Below are 17,353 nucleotides of genomic sequence, written 5' to 3' on the forward strand. Positions count from 1 at the left end.
TGATTCCCATTACCCGGCCACTTCAGCCGCCGGAGAGGACGCGGACCAGTTCCTCCGCGGTCCTGCACCGGTCCAGAAGCTCTTTCACGTGGTTCCGGGTGCCCCGCAGAGGCTCCAGGGTGGGCACCCGCTGGAGGGAGTCGCGACCCGGGAGGTCGAAGATCACCGAGTCCCAGGACGCGGCGGCCACGTCGTCCGCGTACTGCTCCAGGCAGCGGCCCCGGAAATAGGCCCTGGTGTCCTCAGGAGGCTTCGTCTCGGCCCGCTGGACCTCGTCCTCGGTCAGGAGCCGCTTCATGCGCCCACGGTCCACCAGACGGTTGTACAGGCCCTTCTCGGGGCGTACGTCGGCGTACTGCAGGTCCACCAGGTGCAGCCGGGCCGCGTCCCAGTCCAGGCCGTCGCGCCGGCGGTAGCCCTCCATCACCTCGCGCTTGGCGATCCAGTCCAGCTCCCCGGCCAAACTCATCGGGTCGTTCTCGAGCCGGTTGAGGGTGTCCTCCCACCGGACGAGGACGTCCTTGGTCTGGTCGTCGGCGTCCGCGCCGAAACGCTCCTCCACGTACTTCCTGGCCAGCTCGAAGTACTCCATCTGGAGCTGCACGGCGGTCAGTGTCCGGCCGCTGCGCAGAGTGATCAGATACGCGAGGCCGGGGTCGTGGGAGACCTCGTGCAGGGTGCGCACCGGCTGGTCGACGGCGAGGTCGACGTTGATGAACCCGTCCTCGATCATGGACAGGACCAGGGATGTGGTGCCCAGCTTGAGGTAGGTGGAGATCTCCGAGAGGTTGGCGTCGCCGATGATCACATGGAGGCGGCGGTACTTCTCGGCGTCGGCGTGCGGCTCGTCACGGGTGTTGATGATGGGCCGCTTCAGGGTGGTCTCCAGGCCGACCTCGACCTCGAAATAGTCGGCGCGCTGGCTGATCTGGAAGCCGTGCTCGCGGCCGTCCTGTCCGATGCCGACGCGGCCGGCGCCGGTGACGACCTGCCGGGAGACGAAGAACGGGGTCAGGTGGCGCACGATGTCCGAGAAGGGGGTCTCCCGCTTCATCAGGTAGTTCTCGTGCGTGCCGTAGGAGGCGCCCTTGTTGTCGGTGTTGTTCTTGTAGAGGTGGATCGGCTGAGCGCCGGGGAGCTGGGCGGCCCGTTCGGCGGCCTCGGCCATGATCCGTTCGCCGGCTTTGTCCCACAGGACGGCGTCGCGGGGGTTGGTGACCTCGGGGGCGCTGTATTCCGGGTGGGCGTGGTCGACGTAGAGCCGGGCTCCGTTGGTGAGGATCACGTTGGCCAGGCCGATGTCCTCGTCGGTGAGCTGGCTGGAGTCGGCGGCTTCGCGGGCGAGGTCGAAGCCTCGGGCGTCCCGCAGGGGGTTCTCCTCCTCGAAATCCCAGCGGGCGCGGCGCGCCCGGTGCATCGCCGCCGCGTAGGCGTTGACGATCTGGGACGAGGTGAGCATGGCATTGGCGTTCGGGTGCCCCGGAACGGAGATCCCGTACTCCGTTTCGATGCCCATTACTCGCCGTACGGTCATGCGGCCCTCCTTGCCCGGCGGCGCTCCCCCTTCGGGTGCGGCGCTCAAGTACCGCTCTTCTCGTGCATGCGGTGCCCGTCCCCGCACTGCGCGAATCGGCGGTACCGAAGAGCCTAGAGCGACTCCGCGCCGGTGGGGAGATCGAATACGTCTTTTGCTCGTCTGATGGCTGGGGGAAAAGAGCCCGGCTGCGGATGCCCGTGGTCCGGACATCCGCAGCCGGGTCGCGATCTACAGGTACTGACCGGTATTCGCCACCGTGTCGATGGAGCGACCGGTGTCGGCGCCCTGCTTTCCGGTGACGAGGGTGCGGATGAAGACGATCCGCTCGCCCTTCTTTCCGGAGATACGGGCCCAGTCGTCCGGGTTGGTGGTGTTGGGCAGGTCCTCGTTCTCCTTGAACTCGTCCACGCATGCCTGGAGGAGGTGGGAGACGCGAATGCCCTTCTGGTTGTGGTCGAGGAAGGCCTTGATGGCCATCTTCTTGGCCCGGTCCACGATGTTCTGGATCATGGCACCGGAGTTGAAGTCCTTGAAGTACAGGACTTCCTTGTCGCCATTGGCGTAGGTGACCTCGAGGAAGCGGTTCTCCTCGGATTCCGCGTACATCTGCTCGACCACGGACTGGATCATCGCGTGGGCGGCGGCTTCCTTGGAGCCCTGGTGCTCGGAGAGGTCGTCGGAGTGCAGCGGCAGCGAAGACGTGAGGTACTTCGCGAAGATGTCCTTCGCGGCCTCCGCGTCCGGACGCTCGATCTTGATCTTGACGTCGAGTCGGCCGGGCCGCAGGATCGCGGGGTCGATCATGTCCTCGCGGTTGGAGGCGCCGATGACGATGACGTTCTCCAGGCCCTCCACACCGTCGATCTCGGCGAGCAGCTGGGGGACGATGGTGTTCTCCACGTCCGAGCTGACTCCGGATCCGCGGGTGCGGAAGAGGGATTCCATCTCGTCGAAGAAGACGATGACGGGGGTGCCCTCACTCGCCTTCTCCCGGGCACGCTGGAAGACGAGGCGGATGTGCCGCTCGGTCTCACCGACGTACTTGTTGAGGAGCTCGGGGCCCTTGATGTTCAGGAAGTAAGACTTCCCCGCGGGCTGGCCGGTCACCTCGGCGACCTTCTTGGCAAGGGAGTTGGCCACCGCCTTGGCGATGAGCGTCTTGCCGCAGCCGGGCGGGCCGTAGAGCAGGATGCCCTTCGGCGGCCGCAGTTCGTGCTCCTTGAAGAGATCCGGGTAGAGGTACGGGAGCTCGACCGCGTCGCGGATCAGTTCGATCTGGTTGCCCAGGCCGCCGATCTTGTTGTAGTCGACGTCCGGGACCTCTTCGAGGACGAGCTCTTCGACCTCGCTCTTGGGAACCACTTCGTAGACGTAGCCGGACCTGGGTTCGAGCAGCAGGGCGTCGCCGGGGCGGATGGTGATGTCCAGCAGCGGCTCGGCGAGCCTGACCACCCGTTCCTCGTCGGTGTGCCCGATGACCAGGGCGCGCTCGCCGTCCTCAAGGATCTCCTTGAGGGTGACGATGTCCCCGGCCCGCTCGAACTCCATGGCCTCGACCACGTTGAGCGCTTCGTTGAGCATGACTTCCTGGCCGCGCCGGAGCTCGTCGAGCTCGACGCTGGGACTGACGTTCACCCGGAGCTTGCGGCCCCCGGTGAAGATGTCGCAGGTGCCGTCCTCGTTGGCTTGCAGGAAGACACCGAAGCCTGCCGGTGGCTGTGCGAGCCGGTCGACCTCCTCCTTGAGGGCCACGATCTGGTCGCGGGCCTCACGGAGGGTGTTGGCGAGCCGCTCGTTCTGTGCGGACACGCCGGCCAGGTTGGTCTGCAGCTCGACGATCCGCTCTTCGAGAATCCTCGTATGACGCGGAGAGTCGGCGAGCTTGCGGCGCAGGACGGCGATTTCCTGCTCGAGATAGGCAACCTGACCGGCGGGGTCTTCAGACCCCCGCCCCGGCCGGATGCCGCGGTTGATGTCATCGTCGTGGGCTGCCACGGTCCTCACCTCCTCCAAGGGGAGCTGGACGCTTCCTGACCCTACCTGCGTGGGTGGTGATTGAAACCCCTAGATCACAAAGACTGCGGGACGTGTCCGATCTTCACCCTTGCGCTTCCCCTCACGCCAGGGGGATACCCACCCATCAACATCGGAAAGCGGCCGGTTGTATCGTCGTCGGTGGCCAACACCCGCCAGGGTTGGCCGGACTTAGCAGAACGATCTCTTCAGAAGCTCAGGAACGGCAGGAGACATGACCGTGCGGCACGAGGCCCCGACGACGGGCGCCGGCGAGGCTCTGGAGGTCTGGATCGACCAGGATCTCTGCACTGGGGACGGCATCTGCGTGCAGTACGCGCCCGAGGTCTTCGAGCTGGACATCGACGGTCTGGCCTATGTGAAGAGCCCGGACGACGAGCTTCTACAGGATCCGGGGGCGACGACGCCGGTGCCGTTGCCGCTGCTGCGGGACGTGGTGGACTCCGCGAAGGAGTGCCCGGGCGACTGCATCCATGTGCGCCGGGTTTCGGACAGCGTCGAGGTGTACGGCCCCGACGCGGAGTGACGGCGCGCGCACGCCGCGTGGTTCACATGGCGACGGGTTCGGCGAGGGCGGTGCGGACGAACGCGCCGCCCTTCCAGTGCCATTCGACGCGCTCCCGCTCGTCGGGGCAGCAGCTCGGGACGTCGGGGGACGAGTAACCGAGGAGGGTCGCGGTGACCGCTCCGTCACGTACGGCGAGCTCGGCGACGTTCTTCTGCTCCGCGGGTTCCACGAGGGTGGCGACCACGCGCGCGCCGGCGCCCGTGCCGCGGGTGAGGACGTAGACCCCGCTGGGGGGCGTGCCGGAGCCGGCTTCGCAGTGCGCGACCGCGACGGTTTCGGGGTGTCCGTCGCCGTCGAGGTCGCCGCGGGCCTGCTGGGCGACGGTGCTCGCCGCTCCGCCGCATGCGAGGGGGTAGGTGGCCGTGCGGGCGTCCGGGGCGGGCGCGGTGGCGGGGGCGGGGGCGGCGTGGGGTCCGCCCGCGGAGGTGGCGGTCGCGGCGCCGGGCTGCAGCAGGCCCGCGGCCGCGACGACGGCGGCCATCGCGGTCGCGGTGGCCAGCCAGTGCACCGGCCGGGCGTGGGTGTGCGCGAGATCCGTGACGGCGGAGGGCTGCACGCGGGAAGTCTCCTGTGAGGGTGGCGCGGAAGGAGTTGCGGGCATCGTGCCACACGTCACAGGTGGGTGGAACAGCCGGGGTGAGGGCGGCCGTGGGAATGTGGGCGCGAAGGTGCCGAACGTGAAGCCGCCGCCGTCCAGTTCCCGCGGCGGGGCGGGAACTGGGCGGCGGCGCGCCTTCGTTGTCGGTGCGTCAGTCGGGAGGCGTCAGCCCTTGTTGGGCCCCTCGTAGTCCTCGCCGTAGGCGCCCTTGGCGGGGCGGCGGCGGCGCATCGGGGGCTCGACTCCGTCGGCCAGGCGGCGGGCGGTGACGAGGAAGCCGGTGTGGCCGATCATCCGGTGGTCCGGACGGACGGCGAGGCCCTCGACGTGCCAGTTGCGGATCATGGATTCCCAGGGCTGCGGTTCGGCGTAGCAGCCGAATTCGCGGATGGACTCCACGGTGCGGGCGAGCTGGGTGGTGGTCGCCACGTAGCAGCAGAGGATGCCGCCGGGGACGAGCGCCTTGGAGACGGCGTCCAGGCACTCCCAGGGGGCGAGCATGTCCAGGATGACGCGGTCGACATCACTGTCGGACAGGTTGTCCTGGAGGTCGCCGACGGTCAGCTGCCACGCGGGGTGGGGGCCGCCGAAGTAGCGCTCGACGTTGCCCTTGGCGATCTCGGCGAAGTCCTCGCGGCGCTCGTAGGAGTGCAGCATGCCGCTGTCGCCGATGGCGCGGAGCAGGAAGCTGCTGAGCGAGCCCGAGCCCACACCGGCTTCGACGACGCGTGCGCCGGGGAAGATGTCGGCGAAGGCGAGGATCTGCCCCGCGTCCTTGGGGTAGACCACGGCGGCGCCGCGGGGCATGGACAGGACGTAGTCGGGGAGCAGGGGGCGCAGCGCGAGGTAGGCGACGTTTCCCGTGGTACGGACAACACTGCCCTCGGGAGCACCGATCAGCTCGTCGTGGGGGAAGGAACCCTTGTGGGTGTGGAAGTTCTTCCCGGCTTCGAGCGTGAACGTGTAGTGGCGTCCCTTGGGGTCGGTGAGCTGGACCTGGTCCCCGACCTTGAAGGGGCCGCGACGGCGGGCGGCACCGGTCGGTTCGGACATGTGAGCACCATATCAAGGGCTTACTCACCTGCGGTCCGCTCAAGTCGGCGTTCGGCTCGCAAGCCGAGTACCGGGGTTATGAGGAGGGTCTTGCCATGGCCCGGACGAAGGCGCGTTCCACGTCGGCGGTGGACAGGACGCCGTAGATCTCCCCGGTGTCCTCGACGACGAGGTACTCGGTGGCGGGGCTGGCGCGGAGGTGGTCGAGGAGGGGCTGGCCGGTGAGTTCGGCGGGGACCCTCATGCCGTCGGTGAGGTCCTGCGCGAGGCCGCTGACCGCGACCCAGGGGCGGCGGTGCTGGGGGACGCCGGCGATGGCGGTCTCCCGGACGAGGGCGGTGGGGCTGCCATGGCCGTCGACGACGACGAGAGCGCGGGCGCCGGCCTCGTTGGCGCGCCGCAGGGCTTCGGAGAGCGGTGTGGCGGGTTCGACGGGGATGGCGCGGCGGGTGAGGGTGCGGGCGCGCAGCTCGGGCAGGTGCTCGCGCAGCCGGGCCATGCGCAGGCTGTTGCCGGCGCCGGTCCAGATGATGCCGGCGAGGATGGCGGCGAGGAGTGCGTCGGTGACGGTGTCCAGGCCGCTGATGTCGTCGGTGGAGTTGCCGAGGAGTCCGGTGCGGGTGAGCAGCGGCAGGCCGATGAGGACGGCGACGGCAAGGGCGCGGCCGACCCAGGCGGCGGCGACGGTGCCGCTCATGGGCTTGCCGGTGATCTTCCACACGACGGCGCGGAGCATGCGGCCGCCGTCGAGGGGGAGGCCGGGGAGCAGATTGAAGACCGCGACGATCAGGTTGGAGATCATCAGCCCGGCGAGCAGGACGCCGGGGACTGTGCCGGGCTCGACGGCGTACAGGGAGACGTAGAAGAGGCCCGCGAGGGCGAGGGAGAGCAGGGGGCCGACGAAGGCGAGGACGAATTCGCGGCCGGGGGTCTCTGTCTCCTTCTCGATCTCGGAGACGCCGCCGAAGAACTGGAGCTGGATGCGGCGGACCGGGAGCCGGAAGCGCAGTGCGGCGATGGTGTGGGCGAGCTCGTGGACCAGCACGGAGGCGTAGAAGGCGATGGCGAAGAAGAGCGAGACGAGATAGCGGGCGGCGCCGAGCTCGGGCAGGACGCGCTCGATCTGGTCGCCGAAGACCCAGGTGATGAGGGCGGCGACCAGGAACCAGCTGGGGGCGACGTAGACGGGTACGCCGAAGGGGCGGCCCATCAGGAGGCCGCCGCCGGGTTCCTCGGCGCGCCGGGGCTTGTCCGCGTTCGTGCCGGCGGGGCTTCCGGCGGGGTTCGGTGCCGCGGGCTTCGATTCCGCTTCACCGGACTGCGGCCGGTGCTTGTCGCCGCGCTCGTCGTCCTGGTTCACGGGTTCCTTTCGTCGCCGGACTGCATGACCTGCGTCACTGCGTCACGGTTCGATCATGCAGTGCGACGGGCTCTGTCGTCGATGGTATTCCGCTCGCTGTCGGTGGCGGGCCGTAGGGTCTGGGTCATGAGTACGAGCGAGCAGCCTCCGGCGGGGGCCCGGACGCCCATGTCGTTGTCCCCTTCTCGGGCGAGCGACTTCATGCAGTGTCCCCTGTTGTACCGGTTCCGGGTGATCGACAGGCTGCCGGAGAAGCCGAGTGAGGCGGCGACCCGGGGCACGCTGGTGCACGCGGTGCTTGAGCGGCTGTTCGACGATCCGGCGGTGGAGCGGACGGCGCCGCGGGCGAAGGCGATGATCCCGGCGCAGTGGGACCGGCTGCTCGAGTCGAAGCCGGAGCTGGGTGAGCTGTTCGCGCAGGACGAGGAGGGTGAGCGGCTCGCGCGCTGGCTGAGCGAGGCGGAGCGGCTGGTCGAGCGGTGGTTCACGCTGGAGGACCCGACGCGCCTGGAGCCGGCCGAGCGTGAGCTGTTCGTGGAGACGGAGCTGGAGTCCGGGCTGCGGCTGCGCGGGGTGATCGACCGGATCGACGTGGCGCCGACGGGCGAGGTGCGGATCGTCGACTACAAGACCGGTAAGGCGCCTCGGCCGGAGTACAGCGAGGGCGCGCTGTTCCAGATGAAGTTCTACGCCCTGGTGATCTGGCGGTGGAAGCGGGTGGTGCCGCGCCGTCTCCAGCTCGTGTACCTCGGCAGTGGCGATGTGTTGACGTACGACCCCGTCGAGGCGGATCTGCTGCGGGTGGAGCGGAAGCTGCTCGCGCTGTGGGAGGCGATCCGGGAGGCGACGGAGACGGGTGACTGGCGGCCGCGGCCGACGAAGCTGTGCGGCTGGTGCGACCACCAGGAGGTGTGCCCGGAGTTCGGCGGGACTCCCCCGGTGTATCCGCTGGAGATCGTTTCCGCGCGCCCGGCGGAGTCGGGCGAATCGGGGCAGGGCAGAATGGGCCCGGTCCCGCCCGCCCCCTGAAGGAGTTCTCGTGGCTATCCGCGTCCTACTGGTCGACGACCAGCCGCTGTTGCGCACCGGCTTCCGGATGATTCTGGAGGCGGAGCAGGACCTCGCGGTCGTCGGTGAGGCCGGGGACGGTCTCCAGGCTCTGGACCAGGTGCGGGCGCTGCAGCCCGATGTGGTGCTGATGGACATCCGGATGCCGCGGATGGACGGGGTGGAGGCCACGCGGCAGATCACCGGGCCGGGACGGGACGGACCGGCGAAGGTGCTGGTGCTCACCACGTTCGATCTGGACGAGTACGTGGTGGAGGCGCTGCGGGCCGGGGCCAGCGGGTTTCTGCTGAAGGACGCTCCGGCCAATGAACTGGTGCAGGCGATCCGGGTGGTGGCGGCGGGTGAGGCGATGCTGGCGCCGTCGATCACGCGGCGGCTCCTCGACAAGTACTCGGCGCATCTCCCCTCGGGCGACGAGCAGGTGCCGGACACGCTGAACACGCTCACCGACCGTGAGGTCGAGGTGTTGAAGCTGGTGGCGCGGGGGCTGTCGAACGCGGAGATCGCGGCGGATCTGTTCGTCAGCGAGACGACGGTGAAGACGCATGTGGGGCATGTGCTGACGAAGCTGGGGCTGCGCGACCGGGTGCAGGCGGCGGTGTACGCGTACGAGAGCGGTCTGGTCCGCCCGGGCGCCTCCCAGTAGCGCGCACGGCACTGAACAGCGCCGCACAGCGGTAGAACGGTGGTGGGAACGGCGGAAGGGCCCGGCGCGCGAGGTGCGCGCCGGGCCCTTCCGTCGGGTGGGGCCGGACAGGGCGTCAGCTCTTCTTGATCTCCCAGAAGCGGAAGACGGTGGAGGCGTCCAGGGTCCACTCCAGGCCGGTGACGTTGTCGCGGGCGACCGCGTACTGCTTGCCCTGCCACAGCGGGAGGAGGGGCAGTTCCTCGGCGACGATGTCCTGGAGCTTGCCGAAGTCCGCCGCGGTGGAGGCACGCTCGGCGGCGGCGGAGGTCTTCGGGATGAGCCGGCCGGTGACGGTCGCGTTCTCGTAGTTGTTGCCGAGGACGTTGCCCTCGCCGAAGAACGGGGCGGTGAAGTTGTCGGCGTCGGGGTAGTCGGGCACCCAGCCCTTGACGTACACGCCGTACTTGCCGGCCTCGATGTCCTTCTCGTACTGCTCGAACTCGACCGACTTCACGTCGGCCTCGAACAGGCCACTGGCGTTGAGCTGGCCGGCTATCGCCTTGAGCTCCTGGTCGGTGGCGGGGCCGTAACGGCTGGGCGTGGACCAGAGGGTGAGCTTCACCTTGCCGGTGATGCCGGCCTTGCGGAGCGCCTTCTTCGCCTTGGCGGCGTCGGGGCTGCCGTAGGTGTCGAAGAACGCGGTGTTGTGGCCCGCGATACCGGCCGGGACGATCGAATAGAGCGGGGTGGCCGTGGACTTGTACACGTCCTGGACCAGGGCCTCGCGGTCGACGAGGTGGGCGATGGCCTGGCGGACGCCGAGCTTGCCGACGACGGGGTCCTTGACGTTGAAGACCAGGTGCTGGACCTCGGCGCTGGTGCCCTGGACGATCTCGATGCCCTTGTCGTCCGTGGTCTCGGAGGCCTCGAGTGCGGCGATGTCGTCGGCGGCGAGGCCACGGTAGGCGACGTCGATGTCGTCGGCGGCGAGGGCCTTGGAGAGGGCCTCCCGGTCGCCGCCGTACAGCTTGAGGGTGACGCCGCCGTTCTGCGGCTTGGCGCTGCCCTTGTAGCCGCTGTTGACGGAGAAGACGGCCTCGGTGTCGCTGATGGAGTCCAGCTTGTACGGGCCGGAGCCGACGGCCTTGCCGTCGGTGCGCAGCGCGTCGGCGGCGTACTCGCGGTGGTCGACGATGGAGCCCGCGCCCGAGGCGATCTTGCTCGGGAAGGTGGCGTCGGGGACCTTGAGACGGAAGACGACGGTCCGGTCGTCGGGGGTCTCGATGGAGTCGATCGTCGACAGCAGGGGCGCCGGGCCCGAGGGGTCGTCGATCTTCAGCGCCCGCTCGAAGGAGAACTTGACGTCCTCCGAGGTGAGGGGGTTGCCGTTGGAGAACGTGAGGCCCTCGCGCAGGGTGCAGCGGTAGACCTTGCTGCCGCTCTCGAAGCCACACTCCTCGGCGGCCTCCGGCTCGGGCGAGGAGGTCCCCTTCGGGAAGCTGAGGAGGGACTGGAAGACGTTGTTGAACAGGAGCCAGGAGCCGGGGTCGTATCCGGCGGCCGGATCCGTGGCGAGGATCTCGTCCGACATGCCGACGCGGACGCTGCCGCCGGTACCGCCGGAGTCCCCGCCCTGCTCCGCGCCGCAGCCGCTGAGCAGGGCGGCGGACAGACCCGCGGCGAGCGGGGCCGTCAGCCACTTGTTGTGCTTCACAGAACTTGCCTCTTGATCTCTTGCCAGGCCGGCCGCGCGCCGTGCGCGGCCGGTGTAACCGAGCTGGGTGAGGGGGTCAGGCGGTGCCCCGGCCGAGCTCCCACAGGAGCAGGTCCGAGGAGGTGTTGAGCGCCCATTCGACGCCGGCCAGGTCGTCGCGTGCGGCGACGTACTGCTTGCCCTGCCACAACGGCAGGACGGGCACGTCCTTGGCGACGATCTTCTGGATCTGACCGAAGACGGGGCTCGCGGCGGTGCGGTCGGCCGAGCGGCGCGACTGCGGGATCAGCTTGTCGCGTACGGCCTTGTTGACGTACGGGGTGTTGAGGAAGTTGTCGGCGTCGAGGAACGGGGCGACGTAGTTGTCCGGGTCCGGGAAGTCGGGGAACCAGCCGAGGCCGTAGACGGCGTACTCGCCGCGCTTCTGCGCCGGGCGGAACTTCGACCACTCGGTGCCTTGCAGGGTGACGTCGAAGAGCCCGCTGGCGTTGAGCTGGTCGCGCAGCGCCTCGAACTCCTTCTTCGTACCGGAGCCGTAGTGGTCGTTGGTGTAGTGCAGGGTCAGTTCGACGGTCTCGTCGATGCCCGCCTTGCGCAGGATGCCGGCCGCCTTGGCGGCGCTGGGCTCGCCGTAGGCGTCGAAGAAGGCGGTGGAGTGCCCGGTCACGCTGGAGGGCACCAGCGAGTAGAGCGGCTTGGCGGTGGGGCCGTAGACGTCGTTGACGAGTGCGCCGCGGTCGACGACGGCGGCGACGGCCTGCCGGACGGCCGCGTCCTTGACGGCGGGGGCGTCGGTGTTGAAGGCGAGGTAACGGATCTCCAGGCCGGGGACCTCGGTGAGCTCGATGCCCTCCTGGGGTCTCTCGGTGAGTTCCTTGATCTGCTCGTGCGACATGGAGCGGGTCATCATGTCGATCGTGCGGTCCCGGAGCGCCTCGCCCATGCTCTCCGCGTCGGCGAAGGAGCGCAGCTCGACCCGGTCGTTGCGCAGGGTGATGTCACCCTTGTACTTCGGGTTCTTGGTGAACACGACCTTGGCGATCTTGTCGCCGTCGCGTTCGACCTTCATGGCGTAGGGGCCGGAGCCGTCGACGTCGAAGCCCTCGCGCAGCTTGTCGGCGCTGTACCTGCTCTTGCTGAGGATGCCGGCGACCGGGGTGGAGAGCTTGTACGGGAAGGTCGCGTCGGGCGTCTTGAGGTGGAAGACGATGTCGCGCTCGCCGTTGGTCTCGACGGTGTCGATGTTGGCGAGGAGGGCGGCCGTTCCGTTGTCGGACTTGATGGCCAGCACGCGCTCGACGGAGAACTTGACGTCCTCGGCGGTGACGGGCGTGCCGTCGGCGAAGGAGAGCCCCTCCCGCAGGGTGCAGCGGTAGCTCTCGCTGGCCCGGTCGCTGAAACCGCAGCTCTCGGCGGCCTCCGGGACGGGCTCGCCGCCACCGCGCGGCACGTGCAGGAGGGTCTGGACGGTCTGCCGCAGGATGTTCCAGGCGCCGGTGTCGTAGGCGAAGGCCGGGTCGAGGGGGGCGGGAGCCTCTTCGGTGGCGACGAACTGGTCCGTGGTGCCGACGACGATGGCGCCGGTCTCGTCCGAGTCACCGCACGAGACGAGCAGCGGGGCGAGCAGTGAGGCGGCCAGAGCCGGCAGCACCAGGGTCTTGCGGTTCATCGGGGTCGTTCTCCTCATCCGGCACTGGGATACAGCGGGTACGGACACTGCGCCGCTGCCGCCCGGTCGGGGCGGGAGATCGGGCCGGGATGGTGAGCGATCGGTCCTGTGTTCGCGGCGACTGGGGTATGCGCCGGGGCACTCGGAGGGTGCGGCGAAGTACTCGCGAAAGGTTAGTGGGCGCCGCACCTATTGCCGGACCGAGGGCGGCTCGATGCGTAATCGCATAGTGATCATGGATGCGGCGGGCCCTATAGTCATGCGCCGGAATGTTTCGTTACGGAGTGCACGAATCGGGACACACGGGGAGGGCGCAACCCCCGCGTACCGGACACCGCGCACACGGAGGCCACCCGCCGGTCGGCACACTGCGTGACCAAGGTCACGCCTTTGGCTTCTCGGCGGATGGCCGGAATACAACCCCGTCGACAATCCCGATACGGCGGCGGATGACGCACGGTCACGCGCCGCGCGTTTCCGTGAGCGCATTCGGAAAGGACTCCGGAGAAAGCTCCCGGAAAGCTCAGAGAGAGCTCAAACGATCAGAGCCAGGCGATCAAGGCCCGGTGATCAAGGAAGGCCCCCGGTGATCAGGGCCCGGTGATCAGGGCCCGGTGATCAGGGCCCGGTGATCAGGGTTCTCAGAAAGGGCACGTCGACGTCCTCCAGGGACCGTACGACGACACGGCCCTCGGACGGCGCGATCGGGGCCACGGAAGGCACGGCGACCACCCGGCAGCCGGCCGCCTCCGCGGCCGCCACACCCGTCGCCGTGTCCTCGATGACGGCGCACAGCGCCGGCTCGGCGCCGACCCCGCGGGCGGCCGTGAGGTAGGGCTCCGGGTGCGGCTTGGTGCGGACCACCTCGTCGCCCGCGACGGTGAGGGCGAAGCGGTCGGCGCCGAGCGAGGCCAGGACACGGTCGATGATGCGGCGGTGGGAGGCGGAGACCAGGGCGGTGGGGATGTTGTGGTGCGCCAGCTCGGCCAGCAGCCGTTCCGCGCCCGGCATCAGCGGCACCCCGCGGTCGATGCGCTGCTCGAACTTCTCGTTGAGCAGCACGGTCAGCTCGGCGAGCGTGATGTCGGCGCCGGTGGCCTCGATGAGGTACCCGGCGCTGCGGGTCATGGGCCCGCCGACGACGACGTCCCGCCAGGACTCGTCCAGCCGGTGCCCGAGATCGGCGAAGGCCTCGACCTCCGCGTCCCACCAGAACCCCTCCGTGTCGACGAGGGTGCCGTCCATGTCGAGGAAGACCGCCTGCAGGGCGGAGCTTCCGTTGGCGTGGATCAGGGACGCGGGGACCGTACTGGTCATCCGGCACACCTCCATGGAGGGACGAGAAGGCCGGCCTCCCTCCCCGGTACGGAGAGGGAGACCGGCCTGCGCTGGACCGACAAGTGTACGTCCCGATCATGCGGGATGCCGGTAATAGCGCGTGACGTGCGTCGCGGTGTCGCTCAGCGCGCGTTGAAGTACTTCGCCTCGGGGTGGTGGATGACGATCGCGTCGGTGGACTGCTCGGGGTGGAGCTGGAACTCCTCCGAGAGCTGGACCCCGATCCGTTCGGGCCGCAGCAGCTCGGCGATCTTCGCCCGGTCCTCCAGGTCGGGGCAGGCGCCGTAGCCGAGGGAGAAGCGGGCGCCGCGGTACTTGAGCGCGAACATGTCCTCGACGTCGGACGGGTCCTCGCCCGCGAAGCCGAGCTCGGCGCGGACCCGGGCGTGCCAGTACTCGGCGAGGGCCTCGGCGAGCTGGACGGACAGACCGTGCAGTTCGAGGTAGTCGCGGTAGGAGTCGGACTCGAAGAGCTTGGCGGTGGCCTCGCCGATCCGGGAGCCGACGGTGACGACCTGGAGGCCGACGACGTCGGTCTCGCCCGACTCCTCCGGGCGGAAGAAGTCGGCCAGGCACAGCCGCCGGCCGCGGCGCTGGCGCGGGAAGGTGAAGCGGGTGCGCTCGGAGCCGTCCTCGTTGAGCAGGATCAGGTCGTCGCCCTTGGAGACGCACGGGAAGTAGCCGTGGACGACGGCGGCCTCCAGCAGGTTCTCGGTGTGCAGCCGCTCCAGCCAGCCGCGCAGCCGCGGCCGGCCCTCGGTCTCGACCAGCTCCTCGTACGAGGGCCCGTCACCGGTCCGGTTCTGCTTGAGGCCCCACTGGCCCTTGAAGAGGGCGCCCTCGTCGAGCCAGCTCGCGTAGTCCTTGAGCGGGATGCCCTTGACGACGCGGGTGCCCCAGAACGGCGGGGTGGGGACGGGATTGTCGGTGGCGACGTCCGAACGGCCGGCCGGCTCGGGCTCGGCGACTTCGAGGGCCGTGGCGCGCTGCGCGACCCGGCGCTGCTTGAGCTCGGGGAGCGCGGCGCCGGGGACGCCGCGCTTGACGGCGATCAGGGCGTCCATGAGCCGCAGGCCCTCGAAGGCGTCGCGGGCGTAGCGCACCTCGCCCTGGTAGATCTCGTGGAGGTCCTGCTCGACGTAGGCCCGGGTCAGGGCGGCGCCGCCGAGGATGACGGGGAAGTCGGCGGCCAGTCCGCGCTGGTTCAGCTCCTCCAGGTTCTCCTTCATGATCACCGTGGACTTGACCAGCAGGCCCGACATGCCGATGACGTCGGCGCGGTGCTCCTCGGCCGCCTCCAGGATCGCGGAGACCGGCTGCTTGATGCCCAGGTTGACCACGTTGTAGCCGTTGTTGGACAGGATGATGTCCACGAGGTTCTTGCCGATGTCGTGGACATCGCCCCGGACGGTCGCCAGGACGATCGTGCCCTTGCCCTCGTCACCCTCGACCTTCTCCATGTGAGGTTCGAGGTAGGCCACGGCCGTCTTCATCACCTCGGCGGACTGGAGCACGAACGGCAGCTGCATCTGGCCGGAGCCGAACAGCTCACCGACCACCTTCATGCCGTCCAGCAGCGTCTCGTTGACGATGTCCAGGGCGGGCGTGGTCTGCAGGGCCTCGTCGAGGTCGGCCTCCAGGCCGTTCTTCTCGCCGTCGATGATGCGGCGCTTGAGGCGCTCCTCCAGCGGGAGGGCGAGCAGCTCCTCCGCCTTGCCTGCCTTCAGCGACTTGGTGGTGGCGCCCTCGAAGAGGGCCATCAGCTTCTGCAGGGGGTCGTAGCCCTCGGCGCGCCGGTCGTAGATCAGGTCGAGGGCGGTGTTGACCTGCTCCTCGTCGAAGCGGGCGATCGGCAGGATCTTCGACGCGTGGACGATCGCCGAGTCGAGCCCCGCCTTCACGCACTCGTCGAGGAATACGGAGTTGAGCAGGATGCGGGCGGCCGGGTTCAGCCCGAAGGAGATGTTGGACAGGCCCAGCGTGGTCTGGACGTCCGGGTGGCGCCGCTTGAGCTCGCGGATGGCCTCGATGGTGGCGATGCCGTCCTTGCGGGACTCCTCCTGCCCGGTGCAGATGGTGAAGGTGAGGGTGTCGATGAGGATGTCCGACTCGTGGATTCCCCAGTTGCCGGTGAGGTCGTCGATGATCCGCTCGGCGATGGCGACCTTGTGCTCGACGGTGCGGGCCTGGCCCTCCTCGTCGATGGTGAGCGCGATCAGCGCGGCGCCGTGCTCCTTGGCGAGGCGGGTGACCTTGGCGAACCGCGACTCGGGCCCGTCGCCGTCCTCGTAGTTGACGGAGTTGATGACGGCGCGGCCGCCGAGCTTCTCCAGGCCCGCCTTGATGACGTCCACCTCGGTGGAGTCGAGGACGATGGGCAGCGTGGAGGCGGTGGCGAAGCGGCCGGCGAGCTCCTCCATGTCGGCGACGCCGTCGCGACCGACGTAGTCCACACACAGGTCGAGCATGTGCGCGCCCTCGCGGATCTGGTCGCGGGCCATCTCGACGCAGTCGTCCCAGCGGCCCTCCAGCATGGCCTCGCGGAACTTCTTGGAGCCGTTGGCGTTGGTCCGCTCACCGATCGCCATGTAGGAGGTGTCCTGGCGGAAGGGGACCGTCTGGTAGAGCGAGGCGGCGCCGGGCTCGGGGCGCGGGTCGCGGGCGGCCGGGCTGAGGCCGCGGACCCGCTCGACGACCTGGCGCAGGTGCTCGGGGGTCGTACCGCAGCAGCCGCCGACGAGGGAGAGTCCGTACTCGCGGACGAAGGTCTCCTGGGCGTCGGCGAGCTCGGCCGGGGAGAGCGGGTAGTGCGCGCCGTTCTTGCCGAGGACGGGCAGGCCGGCGTTGGGCATGCAGGACAGCGGGATGCGGGAGTGGCGGGCGAGGTAGCGCAGGTGCTCGCTCATCTCGGCCGGGCCGGTGGCGCAGTTCAGCCCGATCATGTCGATGCCGAGCGGCTCCAGGGCGGTCAGCGCGGCGCCGATCTCGGAGCCCAGCAGCATGGTGCCGGTGGTCTCGACGGTGACGGAGCAGATCAGGGGTACGTCGGCGCCCAGGGCGTCGAGGGCGCGGCGGGCGCCGATGACGGAGGCCTTGGTCTGCAGCAGGTCCTGGGTGGTCTCGACGAGCAGCGCGTCGGCGCCGCCGGCGAGCATGCCCTCGGCGTTCTGCTGGTAGGCGTCGCGCAGGGCGGTGTACGGGGCGTGGCCGAGGGTCGGCAGCTTGGTGCCGGGGCCCATGGAGCCGAGGACCCAGCGCTGCTGTCCGGTGGAGGCGGTGAACTCGTCGGCGACCTCGCGGGCGATCCGGGCGCCGGCCTCGGACAGCTCGTAGACGCGCTCGGGGATGTCGTACTCCCCCAGCGCGGCGAAGTTCGCGCCGAAGGTGTTGGTCTCGACGCAGTCGACGCCGGCGGCGAAGTACTCCTGGTGGACCGTGCGCACGATGTCGGGCCGGGTCACGTTCAGGATCTCGTTGCAGCCTTCGAGGTTCTCGAAGTCCTCCAGCGTGGGGTCCTGTGCCTGGAGCATGGTGCCCATGGCGCCGTCCGCGACGACGACTCGGGTGGCGAGTGCCTCGCGTAGGGCGGCGGCGCGGTTCCGGCTGTCAGCGGAAAGGGTCGGCGACGAGGCCATGGATGAGCTCCCTGGGATGCGACGGCTGTCGGCTTTGCACGCTCGGAGGAGGGTGCACGGGGCCCAGCGTAACCGTGTGGGTGCCGGGGTGGACATGGCGTCCCAGTGACCGGACGGCATCCTGTGTGCGGGGACTCGGGGTCGCACATGT

The 17,353-nt window shown here is 69.3% G+C and carries 12 protein-coding genes; 3 read left to right on the forward strand and 9 right to left on the reverse strand.

All coding sequences use genetic code 11. From position 1 onward, the window contains the following. Positions 1-22: 22 nt before the first annotated feature. Both dop and arc read right to left on the reverse strand, forming a co-directional pair. Positions 23-1,534, reverse strand: a complete 1,512-nt coding sequence (dop, locus tag ACIRB4_RS13940; RefSeq protein ID WP_403290974.1) for a depupylase/deamidase Dop — start codon at positions 1,532-1,534, stop codon at positions 23-25. Between the two features lie 231 nt (positions 1,535-1,765). Beyond that, entirely contained in the window at positions 1,766-3,532 is a 1,767-nt protein-coding gene (arc, locus tag ACIRB4_RS13945; RefSeq protein WP_403290977.1) for a proteasome ATPase, read from the reverse strand. A 253-nt stretch (positions 3,533-3,785) separates the two neighbouring features. Here arc and ACIRB4_RS13950 point away from each other — a divergent pair, with 253 nt between their 5' ends. Further along, entirely contained in the window at positions 3,786-4,097 is a 312-nt protein-coding gene (locus ACIRB4_RS13950) for a ferredoxin (RefSeq protein ID WP_403290980.1), read from the forward strand. A gap of 22 nt (positions 4,098-4,119) precedes the next feature. Here the strand turns inward: ACIRB4_RS13950 and ACIRB4_RS13955 are convergent, their stop codons facing one another. From ACIRB4_RS13955 to ACIRB4_RS13965, 3 genes are all read right to left on the reverse strand, one after another. After that, complete coding sequence (locus tag ACIRB4_RS13955) at positions 4,120-4,695, reverse strand: hypothetical protein (protein ID WP_403290983.1); 576 nt, start codon at positions 4,693-4,695, stop codon at positions 4,120-4,122. Between the two features lie 207 nt (positions 4,696-4,902). Continuing rightward, positions 4,903-5,790, reverse strand: a complete 888-nt coding sequence (locus ACIRB4_RS13960; protein WP_403290986.1) for a tRNA (adenine-N1)-methyltransferase — start codon at positions 5,788-5,790, stop codon at positions 4,903-4,905. A gap of 76 nt (positions 5,791-5,866) precedes the next feature. After that, on the reverse strand, positions 5,867-7,150 hold the full coding sequence (locus ACIRB4_RS13965) for a site-2 protease family protein (RefSeq protein ID WP_403290989.1): 1,284 nt from the start codon (positions 7,148-7,150) through the stop codon (positions 5,867-5,869). Positions 7,151-7,276: 126 nt separating this feature from the next. Here ACIRB4_RS13965 and ACIRB4_RS13970 point away from each other — a divergent pair, with 126 nt between their 5' ends. Both ACIRB4_RS13970 and ACIRB4_RS13975 read left to right on the forward strand, forming a co-directional pair. Then, a complete protein-coding gene (locus ACIRB4_RS13970) occupies positions 7,277-8,179 on the forward strand; it encodes a RecB family exonuclease (RefSeq protein ID WP_403290991.1) in 903 nt (300 codons plus the stop codon). Between the two features lie 10 nt (positions 8,180-8,189). After that, positions 8,190-8,864, forward strand: a complete 675-nt coding sequence (locus ACIRB4_RS13975; protein WP_403290993.1) for a response regulator — start codon at positions 8,190-8,192, stop codon at positions 8,862-8,864. A 115-nt stretch (positions 8,865-8,979) separates the two neighbouring features. Here the strand turns inward: ACIRB4_RS13975 and ACIRB4_RS13980 are convergent, their stop codons facing one another. The 4 genes from ACIRB4_RS13980 to metH form a co-directional block, all read right to left on the reverse strand. Then, on the reverse strand, positions 8,980-10,560 hold the full coding sequence (locus ACIRB4_RS13980) for an ABC transporter substrate-binding protein (RefSeq protein ID WP_403290995.1): 1,581 nt from the start codon (positions 10,558-10,560) through the stop codon (positions 8,980-8,982). Between the two features lie 76 nt (positions 10,561-10,636). Continuing rightward, positions 10,637-12,229: an ABC transporter substrate-binding protein gene (locus ACIRB4_RS13985; protein WP_403290996.1), complete on the reverse strand. Its 1,593-nt coding sequence runs from the start codon at positions 12,227-12,229 to the stop codon at positions 10,637-10,639. A gap of 618 nt (positions 12,230-12,847) precedes the next feature. Further along, positions 12,848-13,546 (reverse strand): HAD family hydrolase, encoded by a 699-nt coding sequence (locus ACIRB4_RS13990; protein ID WP_403290998.1) that lies wholly within the window; start codon positions 13,544-13,546, stop codon positions 12,848-12,850. Positions 13,547-13,689: 143 nt separating this feature from the next. Next, a complete protein-coding gene (gene metH / locus ACIRB4_RS13995; protein WP_403290999.1) occupies positions 13,690-17,202 on the reverse strand; it encodes a methionine synthase in 3,513 nt (1,170 codons plus the stop codon). Between the last annotated feature and the right edge of the window lie 151 nt (positions 17,203-17,353).

The sequence above is a fragment of the Streptomyces sp. NPDC093600 genome (assembly GCF_044764755.1).
Lineage (GTDB): Bacteria > Actinomycetota > Actinomycetes > Streptomycetales > Streptomycetaceae > Streptomyces.

Coding starts and splice junctions, on each gene's coding strand:
- dop (WP_403290974.1), bottom strand. CDS start 1,534: ATGACCGTACGGCGAGTAATGGGCATCGAAACGGAGTACGGGATCTCC.
- ACIRB4_RS13950 (WP_403290980.1), top strand. CDS start 3,786: ATGACCGTGCGGCACGAGGCCCCGACGACGGGCGCCGGCGAGGCTCTG.
- ACIRB4_RS13960 (WP_403290986.1), bottom strand. CDS start 5,790: ATGTCCGAACCGACCGGTGCCGCCCGCCGTCGCGGCCCCTTCAAGGTC.
- ACIRB4_RS13970 (WP_403290991.1), top strand. CDS start 7,277: ATGAGTACGAGCGAGCAGCCTCCGGCGGGGGCCCGGACGCCCATGTCG.
- ACIRB4_RS13985 (WP_403290996.1), bottom strand. CDS start 12,229: ATGAACCGCAAGACCCTGGTGCTGCCGGCTCTGGCCGCCTCACTGCTC.
- ACIRB4_RS13990 (WP_403290998.1), bottom strand. CDS start 13,546: ATGACCAGTACGGTCCCCGCGTCCCTGATCCACGCCAACGGAAGCTCC.
- metH (WP_403290999.1), bottom strand. CDS start 17,202: ATGGCCTCGTCGCCGACCCTTTCCGCTGACAGCCGGAACCGCGCCGCC.